Below are 12318 nucleotides of genomic sequence, written 5' to 3' on the forward strand. Positions count from 1 at the left end.
GATTTAATCTAACTACTTATGACTAAATTAGGTTGCACATTCTACTCGTGTTTGGAAACTGGTGCAACCTATTTTAATACATAGAGTTGGTTTGATGAATAGAGTGACTGTCAATAAAACCAAAGATATCTTGTTTAATCGACTATTCATATTTCTTTAATACATGTTTTGTTTTTAAACACCGACTATATAAGGTATTTATATCATAAGATATCTAAGTCGCATCTTATAATCACACCTTGTATTTTAATCGACTTTAAGAAGCCGGCGTTTCAGTCGTTTGGGGGTCTGATACCGGCGTTTCAGCAGCTGGGGTTTGCGTGACAGGAACTTGGGTAGCTGCTGGAACATCCAACTGATATTGACCTTCAGCTTGTTTGCGTGCATGCACAGCCAGCGTCAAACTGGTACTAAAAAATATAACCGCCAAAATAGCCGTTGCACGGGTCAAGAAGTTTGCACTACCTGCTGCACCAAATACAGTACCCGCAGAACCTGCACCAAAAGACGCGCCAGCATCTGCGCCCTTGCCATGCTGAATTAGAATAAGTCCGATCATAGCAATAGCCACAATAATATGAATGGCTAGAATAATGTTAAACATGTGTTGCCTTACGTATACTTTAAAATTTATGAAAGTTTAGGGTGTATATAAAATCTAATGGATTATAAACCATTAAAACATTGAGCAATCTCAATAAAGCTATCTGGGTTAAGAGCAGCACCGCCGACCAGCACCCCATTAACGCTTTTAAGCTTAGCAAAGTCGCCTGCATTGTCAGGTTTTACACTGCCGCCATAAATGATAGGGGTATCAATCAAATCAGAGCCAAACGATTCCAAACGCTTACGAATGAAATCATGTACTTTTTCGACATCATCCACACTAGGCACTTTACCGGTGCCTATAGCCCACACAGGCTCATATGCCACAATAAACTTCTGACTCATGTACTGCTGTCTTGAGGACGGTTTTGAATCACTCTTATCAACTTCGTTCCTAGTGTCGTTTTTAGCGTCAACATTAAGTGCTTTTAAGAATTGCTCAACGACAACAAGCTGCTGTGCGATAACGTGCTCAGTATTACCAGACTCAAAATCGGATTCTGATTCCCCAATACAAAGAATAGCGCCTAAGTCTTGAGCGGCGCAGTGTTGAAGCTTTTGTAGTAATATCTTATTATCTTCTTTATGATACTGACGGCGTTCAGAATGACCGATTATGGCCCACTGTACGCCCATATCTCTTAATTGAGCGGCAGACACATCTCCTGTATAGGCACCTGTTGACTCACAAAAGGTCGCAACGTCTTGGCTAGCTAATTTTATAGCTGCCTTATGCTGCTCAATATCATCACGGGTTTTGGAGATATGTAAAAAACTGGGTGCAACCATCACATGACACTTTAATGCCTTGCCTCTTTGAGAAAAGGTCGCCATTCGGCTTGCCAATCCACTAATTAAAGCCTCAACTTCGCTTTGCGACTTAGGATTTAATTTCCAGTTTCCAATAATCCAAGGCGTCATACCACCCTCTCAAATAAAATAAATGTATCGTAATCTGATTGAAACCAATGATGCTTAATTAGCTTTAATAAGCAGCCTATATAAGAATCTTGGTATAAACAGCTTAGATTAGTCGTCTAAATAACTAGTCGCCTAAATAACTAGTCGTCTAAATAACTAGTCGCCTAAATCATAAGCCGCTCAAATCATAGTCGTTTAAATAATAAGTAGCTTTGAATTATATCATAGTCTTAAACAACAGATTTAGACTTTATTAAGAGGTATCTATCAGCCGTAGTTATGCTTTAATCCAAGGGCTTCAAAGGGAGCCGAACTAATTAAATATTTGGGGCGAATATCTTAAAATCTTTAATACTTGCTGGCTATTTTAATTATCGATTCTGTTATTAATAGGTTATGACATCTGATGGCCGTAATCTCTACAGACTTTAATCTCTGCTGACTATATTGTCACTGCCTGTTCTAACCGTAAGCATTTTATCTTACAATGTACATAGTAAAAAAATGCAGAATTGCATATAAAGCTTTTGGACGTGATGGCTTTAAATAACTATTCGTTTTAAATAACTATTATCTTTAGATAACTATTATCTTTAAATAACAATTAATATAGGTAAGCTTGTATGTCACAACCCTTTTTACATAATGCCATTGCTCGGCGACTTGTCAGCGCACGACTATTAAGCGTCGATAAAATGAGTGAAGCGGTGACACAAGCAGCAAAGCAAGATAAAAGCCTCGTGTCCTATATCAATGACAATAAACTTGTTCGCGCTGACAGATTAGCTTGGCATATTTCTAATGAGTTTGGTGATCCTTTATTTGATATTGATCAGATCAATATTGACACCATTCCCAAAGACATTATCAGTGAAAAACTGGTTCGAAACCACAATGCTTTACCTATATTTGTCAGAGGACAGCGGCTATACGTAGCGATGAGCGACCCTGCTCGTGTTGACGCTATCGATGCCATTCAGTTTAGTTCTCGTCTTACAGTGCAGACCGTCGTGGTAGAAGAAGCCAAGCTTCAACGCATTATTGATTCAGTCTATTCTGATTCAATGGATGTATTTAGCAGCTTTAGTGAAAGCGATCTGGCTGTTGATATTGAAGATATTAATACTCAAGATGATATAGAAGAAACCAGAGTAGCGGTAGCTGTTGAAGAAGCGCCTGTGGTTAAGTTTGTCAACAAGATGCTGGTAGATGCTATTCGTATGGGCGCCTCTGACTTACATTTTGAGCCTTATGAGAAGTTTTATCGGGTACGTTTTCGTATTGATGGTATTATGCATGAGATGTCTACGCCTCCTGTACAATTGGCAGCCAAAATTTCGGCCCGTCTAAAAGTTATGTCGAAGATGGATATCTCTGAGCGTCGTGTGCCCCAAGATGGTAGAATCAAGCTTAAGCTATCTAAGAATCGCGCCATAGACTTTCGCGTAAATTCGCTACCTACTTTATATGGTGAAAAGATAGTACTGCGTATCTTAGACCCCTCTTCTTCGATGATAGGTATTGACGCGCTTGGTTTTGATCCTACGCAAAAAGAGATGTTCTTGGATGCTCTAAATCGCCCACAAGGTATGATATTGATAACAGGACCTACAGGCTCAGGTAAAACGGTATCTTTATATACAGGGCTGAGTATCTTAAACACGGTGGAATCCAATATATCGACGGTAGAAGACCCCGTTGAGATTAATTTGCCAGGGATAAATCAAGTCAATGTGAACAATAAAGTGGGCCTAACCTTTGCCTCTGCCCTAAAGTCATTTCTGCGTCAGGATCCAGATATTGTCATGGTCGGCGAGATTCGTGATCTAGAAACTGCTGATATCGCCATTAAAGCTGCGCAAACTGGGCATTTGGTACTGTCTACTTTACATACCAATTCAGCCGCTGAAACACTTACTCGATTGCATCATATGGGTGTGCCCTACTTTAATATTGCCACGTCTATTACTTTAGTTATGGCGCAGCGTTTGGCGCGCCGCTTATGCCCTCATTGCAAGCAGCCCTCCAAAATTCCAAAAGTGAGTTTAATAGAGATGGGGTTTAAAGAATCAGAGCTTAATAACCCTAAATATACTATTTATGAACCGGTAGGATGTAGTGAATGCCGAGAAGGCTATAAAGGCCGAGTTGGGGTTTATGAAGTGATGAAAGTGGATAACAGTATTTCCCAAATCATTATGCAAGGCGGAAATGCCATCGATATTAAAGCGGCTGCTTTAAAAAATGGCTTCAAAGACTTAAGACGGGCTGGCATAATGAAAGTATTAGAAGGTATCATTAGTATTCAAGAAATGTACCGCATTACTTCTGAATAATCGAACACATTTATAAACTGTTTAATTTTACGCTAAATTGCGGTTGAACAAAGGATATGACAAATGGCAAAAGCCGCGACAGAGATGCTGCTAGACTTTATCTACAATGGTACCAATAGCCGTGGGCACAAAGTTAGTGGCGAGCTGACCAGTAGAAATATGGAGCTTGCTAAAGCTCAATTGCGTAAGCAAGGCATCAACATTACCAGTATCAAAAAGAAGCCAAAACCAATTTTTGAAGTAAAAAGACGTATTAAGTCGCTTGATATTTCTATCTTTGTTCGCCAGCTTGCTACGATGATGAAAGCTGGGATACCTTTGGTTCAGTCGTTCGAGATTGTTGCTGAGTCGGTTGATAATCCAAGTATGAAAGAAGTCATATTAGATATCAAAGCAGAAGTTGAATCCGGCACTACTTTCTCTGGCGCCTTGCGTAAACATCCCAAGTATTTTGATAACTTATTTTGCTCATTAGTTGAAGCAGGTGAGCGCTCAGGGTCACTTGAGACCATGCTGGATCGTGTGGCAACCTACAAAGAAAAAACAGAGCTGTTAAAGTCTAAAATCAAAAAAGCGGTTACCTATCCCATCGCGGTTATATTGGTTGCTTTCGTAGTAACTCTGATATTGTTAATATGGGTTATACCCAAATTTGAGGAATTATTTAATTCTGCTAATACTGAACTTCCAGCATTTACGCAAGCTGTGTTATCGTTATCGAGATGGGTGCAAGACTGGTGGTTTTGGTTATTGGCTTTTATTTTAGTTGCTATTGTGGCATTCATACAAGCCAGACGCCGTAATGAAAACTTCCGTCATACCTTGGACAAAATCACCTTAAAAATACCTATTTTAGGAAAGATTGCCTATCAGGCCATTGTCGCCCGTTTCTCACGAACCCTATCCACTACATTTGCTGCTGGTGTTCCGCTCATTGATGCCCTAGATGCTACAGCAAATGCCACTAATAATCATGTCTTTTATGAAGCGACGCAGGAAGTCAAAGACGATGTGTCTACAGGTCAGCAGTTGCACTTTGCGATGCGCGGTACTAATTTATTCCCAACGATGGCGCTACAAATGGTCAGCATTGGTGAAGAATCAGGCAGTTTAGATGAGATGTTAGATAAAGTTGCTTCTTATTATGAAAATGAAGTTGATAATGCGGTAGATAGCTTAACCAGTTTGTTAGAACCCTTTATCATCGTTGTTTTAGGAATAATAATAGGGAGCTTATTGGTGGCGATGTATATGCCTTTCTTCCAACTTGGCTCTGTTATTGGCTAATTATTTAAAACTTATTACGCGGTTATATAACGGGTCAGTTCTATCAAAGATTTAGTTTTTTAAAAGTTAGCTATATATCAGTTTGTGCTGTACTGATGGGCTTTTTATCGAATTCAAAGGCGATGCTATGCATTTTTGGCAATTACTTCAAGATAATATGGCCGCTGCTATCTGTTTCTTTGGTGCTTTAGGGCTGTGTATTGGTAGTTTCTTGAACGTTGTTATATATCGTATCCCCCTCACCATGATGCAGCAGTGGCGTGCAGGTTCGGTAGAATTACTAAGTAGCCAAGATGATATCCCCCAAACACTTGTAGAGCCTATTGCCCAAATTGTCAATCAAGACACCCTCATTACCCTCTCAGCTCCTGCCTCTCATTGCCCATATTGTCAACATAAAATCAAATGGTTTGAAAATATTCCTGTCATTAGTTGGGTGTTGTTACGGGGTAAATGCACAAGCTGCCACAACAACATTAGCCCGCGCTATCCGTTTATTGAAATAGTCACTGCCCTGTTATCTATCGCTGTGATTATCGCATTTGGGGTAACGCTCAGTGCTATTGCAGCCCTTGTATTGGTATGGATATTAATTGCGCTGGCGGGCATAGACTTTGACACCCAATTTTTGCCTGACAGGTTAACTTTTTTATTAATGGGGCTGGGTCTTGCTATAAATTCCCAAGGCTGGTTTGTCTCACCTACCCAGTCTATCTGGGGATTAATCTTAGGTTACCTATGCCTATGGGTAGTGGTTAAAGTATTTTACTTATTCACCAAAAAACAAGGCATGGGCGAAGGCGACTTCAAGCTATTAGCAGCGCTTGGCGCTTGGCTTGGGCCGGCAATGTTACCTTTTATCATATTGCTATCTTCGCTACTCGGGTCTATTATTGGAGTCATATTAATGAAACAACGTGGTGAGAGCCGGCCCTTTGCGTTTGGTCCATTTATCGCAATAGCTGGTATCATCGCCTTGCTGTATGGCCAACCAATAATGCAGTGGTATTTGGGACAATACTAGGGTCTGTTCGGTTCAGGCAGACTATTGCTGCATTTCATAGTAAGCCCGTTTTAAGGTATTAACATGACACATCCTACTGCACAGTCACAACCCGCTTCGATGACCAATAACAACTCCAATAACAACTCCAATAATCCAAATAGCTCTAATAGCCGTGATAGCTTTAATAACCCTACTAGCCGTGATAGACAAGATAACTATCTTGACACGATCGATGCTCCGCAGAAGTTTCAAAACTTTTATATCGATAAACCTATCATTGGCTTAACGGGTGGTATTGGTAGTGGAAAAACAGCAGTTTCAGATTGGTTTGCGTCTCAAGGTATCGATGTGGTTGACGCGGATGTTGTGGCTCATCATATTATGCAAAAAGGCAGCCCTACCCTGCAAAAGCTGTCTGAAGCCTTAGGAGACTGGGTAGTTGATGAGACTGGTGAAATGGATCGATCAGCAGTCCGTGAGCATGTATTTTTAAATGACTCTGCTTTATTAACCTTAGAGTCCATAACCCACCCGGCGATTCGTAAAGAGATTAAAAGACAATTATCTGCCTCTACTTCTGACTATGTCATCTTGTCTGCCCCATTATTATTAGAAAGCTATGAAGCAGGGCTTGTCGCCTTATGCGATAGGGTACTGGTGGTCGATGTATCAGAAAAGACACAACTTGAACGTGCCAGCCGCCGTGACACTCAAAGTATTGAGAAGATAAAAGCCATTATGTCCAATCAATTGCCTCGCCAAGAGCGCCTTAGACATGCCGATGATGTGGTCACCAATGAAAACGACTTAGCTGCACTATATGAACAGTTAAAGCCGCTACATGAGAGCTATAAACATATCAAAAAAATAAAACCCTAAAACTCTATTCAACTAGACAGCTTTTAAATTAGAGAGTTTTTATAACAAAGAGCTATTAAACTAGATCTTTTGAGACTAAGCGTTAGTTGATAAGATTTAATAAGAGCTATTTGAATTAAGTGATGCTATTTATTAAGTGCGACTTTTTGAGCATCGCGCTGACGACTGACTTCATAAAGTGCCATTCCTGTCGCCACACTCACATTAAGGCTTTGTAGCGAACCGTGTTTGTTACCTGACATGGGGATATATACCAGCTCATCGCAGCGCTCCGTTGTCAGTCGGCGCATCCCCTCGCCTTCTGAGCCCATGATAATAGCCACCTTTCCTGTTAAATCCACTTTTGCTAGTGGTTTAGCCGTGTCATCTAATGCCGTGCCATAAACAAACACACCCGCTTGCTTTAAGCTCTCGATACTGCGGGCCAAATTCGTCACAGCAATGACCGGCATGATCTCCATAGCACCGACGGAGACTTTAGCCACGGTTGGGGTCAAGCTTGCAGAATGGTGTTTGGGGCAAATAACAGCGTCAACACCCATTGCAGCGGCCGTTCGCAAGCAAGCGCCTAAATTGTGCGCATCCGTAATTTGATCTAAAACTAAAAACAAAGCGTTATCTGCTTTTGTCAAAGACGTAAGGTTACCTTCGTCTGCCATTGTCAGTGGGCGTGCGTGCAAAACAACCCCTTGATGCTGCGGGCTATGACATAAAGTGGTTAATTTATCACGGCTGGCTTCTTGAATGCTCACGCCCATTTGTTCAGCAAGTTGTAATATCTCATTATAAGTTGACTCGGTTTCGTTTTGAGAGTCACTATGACGCCCTTGCTGTACAAACAATGCTACGGCATCGGTAGGACGGTGAGATAACAATGCATGAACTGCGTGAATACCATAAAAATATATTGGCTTTGCCATAAAACACCTTATTTTTTGACTTTATTTGTCACTATAATACGCTGCTAAGTTGATTTGATAGCTTGCTTGTGGCTATCTTACTAGTGGCTATCTTAAAAAAATAACGCCCACATCGAAGTTGGGCGTTATCATTATACTAAATGTTATCGTTTTACTCGTCGCTATTACTCTGTTTAACGTTAACATTTGGTCGTAGATAGGGTTATTCATTTTTAGGTACTATCATTAGATCTTTAAACCCTAGATCGGACTTTTATCTAGTAACCTGTTATCTACTAGCCTTCTAAATGACAAATATATTGAACAATTTGATCTGTTTTTAGCGTAAAGCTACTGTCCCCTGCCACGACAAATGCTTGACCTGCACGATAATAGGTGAAGTCTTCTTCACCAGTAATTTTTACTTCACATTCCCCACTGGTAATCTCCATTCTTTCAGAGGTGTGGGTCGCAAATTCATACTCATAAACACTTTCGTCACACGGTAGGATAACGCCTAGCATCTTTTTACTACCATCTTCAAATAGTACAGTGTGGCTACTACAACGCCCATCATAAGAAATGGTGGCGTTTTTTACGACAGAAACTTGGTCATAAGTCGACGGCATGGGGGCTTCCTTAATTTTAATCTATACTTAATATTTATCGTGGGCCTAAATGAGATAAAAATAAGCCTAAAGGCCAATCATATTGGTACTATGATTTTGTTATTCAATCCTACCACAATATTACCTATAAGTTTGTGACAGCTGCTAATTTTTTAGCGTTTTTTTAAGTATAAATGTTAACTAATAATAAAACTTGTCACCATATTAGCGGCAGTATAAATAAAGGCAGGGAATCAATTAATTAGGGGTTGTATAGAATTGATTAATTAGGACTGCTGATAGCTAAAATTGTTCCAAACTAGACGTAAACCGCTGATAATGTCTAGACCTTAGCTAGGTTTACAACAACGTTTGGGGCAATTTTAGCATCAGCCTTACAGGGCAGGGCTATTTATTGCCAATAAATTGTGAAATTATCTAACTTAGAACAACTAAGCTGCGAAAATTTCCCTGCATATTGACTAAAAAATAGCCACTGCCAGTTCCATGAATCAATTCTATACAGCCCCTAATACTATACTTTCCCTATAAAAATTATAACGTTACATTGTTATATAGTGAAGTAACTAGTTAAGTACCTAGTTAAGTAACTAGCGACAGCATCCTTTATGCAAAACCTATAACCTACAACCTAGTTATATTACAGCCTAGTATGTTATATGATCCTTTACCCCTAGTCATTTATATATAAACAGACAATGCCATACAACAAAGTCAAACGTCTATATATAATTGAGTATGCTAAAAAGGTCGCTCTTATTCATTATAAGGTATGTGGATAAGTCATAAACTCATACGTTGCTGCGTTTGCTTTTAGCCCTTCATAACGATACGATACCTTTATAATTTTAACCTATCTTTTGAACCGCTCTTAAATTAAACTTCTTAAATTAAACGTAAATATTTTGAGATTGCTAATGCTCACTTCGCTCACACTGCAAAATTTTGCGCTGATTAATCATCACGAATTTTCTCTAAACAGTGGTTTTAATGTCATCACTGGCGAAACAGGTGCTGGTAAATCTTTGCTATTAGACGCCTTGTCCCTTTGTTTAGGCGGCCGTGCAGATACCAGTATGGTCAGACATGGTAAAGACAATGCGGATATCTATGCTCAATTTGAGTTTGATATCGATACTAATATCCGCTCAAATACTGATAATATAGAGCAGCCTGCTATCGAACAAGACTCAGTGCAGGACGCGTCATTGAATACGAATGACAATAAAGATAGCCATTTTAACAATACGCTGACAGCCATTCAGCGCTGGTTTATAGACCATGAAAGAGAGTTTGATGGTGAGGTGATGATTCGCCGTCAATTGAGTAGTAATGGCCGCTCAAAAGCATGGTTAAATGGTTCGCCAGTTAGTATTAATGAGCTTAAAGAGCTGGGCACTATGCTTGTGAATATCCACAGCCAGCATGCACAGCAGGCATTATTAAAGCCACAGTTTGTTGTAGATTGGCTGGACAGTATTGCCGTATTAAAGCCGTTAGCCAAACAGACTGAACAGGCGTTTCGCAGCTACCAAAAGCTTAAACGCCAAGCCAATGAAATTGCTGAAAAAGAAGCGCACCGCAATGACCGCATTGAGCTTTTAAAAAGCCAATTGGCGGATATAGAGCCGCTACTTGCCGTTGACTATGAGCAAATTGAAGCTGAGCATGATGAGCTGTCTAACCTTGAAGCCTTGATGTTAGAGGCGAGTCAAGCCGTTCAACTATTGGATAATGAACTGGATGAGCCTGCCGCCATAGACCTATTAGGACGTGCCATTCGCTTGTGCGACAATCAGTCGGAGGTTAGCGCCACATTTAGTCAAGCTGGCGAGTCTCTGCATTTGGCTCAGCAGCACATTAGCGAAGCTTCTGCTTTATTGACTGATTATGCTGAGCAGCAGCTTCCTGACCCTGAACGTCTAGAAGAGCTCAACACGTTGATTAGTTTGGGCCATCGTCTGTCGCGTAAACACGGCCTACCTGCTACAAGTTTGGTACAAGAAGCTCGCGAATGGCAGGATGAATTAGAAACGCTGGTTAACCAGCCAACCTCTGAGATCATCGAAGCACAAATTAAAGACGCATGGGATGAGTATATCGATATCGCTAAGCAGCTAGGTGATGCCCGTCAACAAATCGCCTCTGCTATCAGCAGCAAACTTGTGGCTCAGCTTATTCCATTAGCGTTGCCAAACGCTCGATGCGAGTTTGTGTTCAAAGATAAAAAGGCCGAGCAGTATAATGCACAAGGCATACATGATATAGAGCTTATGTTTAGCGCCAATGTGGGTATGCCCATGCAGCCTTTGTATAAGATTGCCTCTGGCGGCGAATTATCACGTATGGCGCTGGTTATGCAGGTGCTCTTAGCTACCGACAGACAAGACAGCCCAGGCAGTAATGAAAAAGACACTGTAAAAGACGCTAACGTCAGCTCGAATAACAAGTCTGATAATAAGTCTCATAAAGCGGCAGATACTGTAGAAGCGGCGTCGCAGCCTATGTTGGTGTTTGATGAGGTAGATGTCGGCATTAGTGGCGGTACTGCTCAAGTTGTGGGTGAGCTACTGCGTAAGCTTGGCACACACCGTCAGTTGTTAGCCATTACGCACCAAGCGCAGGTTGCTGCACAAGCGCATCAGCATATTTTGGTACAAAAGCATCATGATACCGAAGAGGGTCAAACGACCAGTCAGATAGAGATCTTGGAGGGTGATGCCCAAGTTGATGAGTTGGCTCGAATGTCAGGCGGTGTCAATATCACTGACGTTACCCGAGAGCATGCCCGCAGTTTACTTGCCGATGTGACAAACTGACGTGTCAAACTAGCGCTAAAGTAGAGCTTTGATGCTCCTAAAAGTTCGTAAACGCTCATCAAAAGTTCCAAACGCTCGTAAATACTATTTTTTTGGTTATTACCCCCATATATTAGGATATAGATTTATTAGCGAGGGCGTGTCTTCATTTGGAACTTTAAGATTCATGGGCTAAAAGATGGCTATATTTTCGCCAAACTGTGTCTAATTTCTAGCTAATATATCTATATTATCGGCAAAATTATTCTTGTTTGACAAAAAGCTATCTCACCTTTAGCCATATAATCCAATTGAAGACACGCCCTAGCATAAACCCTTGATTAAGACGTTACTATCTATGACTACTGCAAATTTGACCCATCACTTTTTAATTGCCTCGCCGCAGATGCCTGATGAGCGCTTTGCGAATACGCTTATTTATATATGTCGTCATGACAAATATGGCGTATTGGGGCTGGTGGTTAATCGCCCTATTGTAAGTACAAAAGTGGGCAAACTTCTCAAAGAGTTAAAACTCAACGTTACTAATGATGAGGTAATGCAAGACTTTCCGCTTGATGGCGGGCCTGTATTTCCTGAGGTTGGTTTTGTACTGCATACAGGACAACCCTATTGGGCGTCATCATTTGGGATTTCTGAGAACGTCTCGATTACCACCAGTAAGGACATCTTAGAGCGAATTGCCAGTGGCGAAGGTATTGAGCATTATCACTTATGCCTTGGCCACGCCAGTTGGCACAAAAACCAATTGGAAAAAGAGATAAATCAAGGCGATTGGTTGGTATGCCCTGCCGATTTAGAGTTATTATTTGAGACACCTTTTGAAGACCGCTGGCACGTTGCTGCTGAGAAAATAGGGGTTAACTTCCCCTTTTTAAGCGATGATATTGGCCACGCTTAATCGCTGCAGCTCTTTATAATGTCATAACGATGTTA

At 40.9% G+C, this 12318-nt stretch carries 10 protein-coding genes; 6 read left to right on the forward strand and 4 right to left on the reverse strand.

Features of this window, described 5'->3' with window-relative positions:
* Window positions 1-256 precede the first annotated feature (256 nt).
* Window positions 257-604, reverse strand: a complete 348-nt coding sequence (secG, locus tag AC2SLP_RS02880; protein ID WP_486535134.1) for a preprotein translocase subunit SecG — start codon at window positions 602-604, stop codon at window positions 257-259.
* 62 nt (window positions 605-666) lie between these two features.
* On the reverse strand, window positions 667-1527 hold the full coding sequence (gene tpiA, locus AC2SLP_RS02885; protein WP_486535135.1) for a triose-phosphate isomerase: 861 nt from the start codon (window positions 1525-1527) through the stop codon (window positions 667-669).
* 623 nt (window positions 1528-2150) lie between these two features.
* Between tpiA and pilB the strand changes: the two genes are divergently transcribed.
* The 4 genes from pilB (at window position 2151) to coaE (ending at window position 7035) form a co-directional block, all read left to right on the forward strand.
* Window positions 2151-3863: a type IV-A pilus assembly ATPase PilB gene (pilB, locus tag AC2SLP_RS02890; protein WP_486535136.1), complete on the forward strand. Its 1713-nt coding sequence runs from the start codon at window positions 2151-2153 to the stop codon at window positions 3861-3863.
* A 63-nt stretch (window positions 3864-3926) separates the two neighbouring features.
* A complete protein-coding gene (locus AC2SLP_RS02895; RefSeq protein ID WP_486535137.1) occupies window positions 3927-5150 on the forward strand; it encodes a type II secretion system F family protein in 1224 nt (407 codons plus the stop codon).
* A gap of 127 nt (window positions 5151-5277) precedes the next feature.
* Window positions 5278-6174: a prepilin peptidase gene (locus AC2SLP_RS02900; protein WP_486535138.1), complete on the forward strand. Its 897-nt coding sequence runs from the start codon at window positions 5278-5280 to the stop codon at window positions 6172-6174.
* 210 nt (window positions 6175-6384) lie between these two features.
* Window positions 6385-7035, forward strand: coding sequence for a dephospho-CoA kinase (coaE, locus tag AC2SLP_RS02905; RefSeq protein WP_486535259.1), 651 nt, complete (start codon window positions 6385-6387; stop codon window positions 7033-7035).
* Between the two features lie 125 nt (window positions 7036-7160).
* Here the strand turns inward: coaE and rlmB are convergent, their stop codons facing one another.
* Both rlmB and AC2SLP_RS02915 read right to left on the reverse strand, forming a co-directional pair.
* Complete coding sequence (rlmB, locus tag AC2SLP_RS02910; protein WP_486535139.1) at window positions 7161-7955, reverse strand: 23S rRNA (guanosine(2251)-2'-O)-methyltransferase RlmB; 795 nt, start codon at window positions 7953-7955, stop codon at window positions 7161-7163.
* A 275-nt stretch (window positions 7956-8230) separates the two neighbouring features.
* Window positions 8231-8563, reverse strand: coding sequence for a pyrimidine/purine nucleoside phosphorylase (locus AC2SLP_RS02915; protein ID WP_486535140.1), 333 nt, complete (start codon window positions 8561-8563; stop codon window positions 8231-8233).
* A gap of 917 nt (window positions 8564-9480) precedes the next feature.
* Here AC2SLP_RS02915 and AC2SLP_RS02920 point away from each other — a divergent pair.
* Both AC2SLP_RS02920 and AC2SLP_RS02925 read left to right on the forward strand, forming a co-directional pair.
* On the forward strand, window positions 9481-11382 hold the full coding sequence (locus AC2SLP_RS02920; protein ID WP_486535141.1) for a DNA repair protein RecN: 1902 nt from the start codon (window positions 9481-9483) through the stop codon (window positions 11380-11382).
* Between the two features lie 337 nt (window positions 11383-11719).
* Entirely contained in the window at window positions 11720-12283 is a 564-nt protein-coding gene (locus AC2SLP_RS02925) for a YqgE/AlgH family protein (RefSeq protein ID WP_486535142.1), read from the forward strand.
* Window positions 12284-12318 lie beyond the last annotated feature (35 nt).

It is taken from the genome of Psychrobacter sp. CX21 (assembly GCF_057396255.1).

Coding starts and splice junctions, on each gene's coding strand:
- secG (WP_486535134.1), bottom strand. CDS start 604: ATGTTTAACATTATTCTAGCCATTCATATTATTGTGGCTATTGCTATG.
- tpiA (WP_486535135.1), bottom strand. CDS start 1,527: ATGACGCCTTGGATTATTGGAAACTGGAAATTAAATCCTAAGTCGCAA.
- pilB (WP_486535136.1), top strand. CDS start 2,151: ATGTCACAACCCTTTTTACATAATGCCATTGCTCGGCGACTTGTCAGC.
- AC2SLP_RS02895 (WP_486535137.1), top strand. CDS start 3,927: ATGGCAAAAGCCGCGACAGAGATGCTGCTAGACTTTATCTACAATGGT.
- AC2SLP_RS02900 (WP_486535138.1), top strand. CDS start 5,278: ATGCATTTTTGGCAATTACTTCAAGATAATATGGCCGCTGCTATCTGT.
- rlmB (WP_486535139.1), bottom strand. CDS start 7,955: ATGGCAAAGCCAATATATTTTTATGGTATTCACGCAGTTCATGCATTG.
- AC2SLP_RS02915 (WP_486535140.1), bottom strand. CDS start 8,563: ATGCCGTCGACTTATGACCAAGTTTCTGTCGTAAAAAACGCCACCATT.
- AC2SLP_RS02920 (WP_486535141.1), top strand. CDS start 9,481: ATGCTCACTTCGCTCACACTGCAAAATTTTGCGCTGATTAATCATCAC.
- AC2SLP_RS02925 (WP_486535142.1), top strand. CDS start 11,720: ATGACTACTGCAAATTTGACCCATCACTTTTTAATTGCCTCGCCGCAG.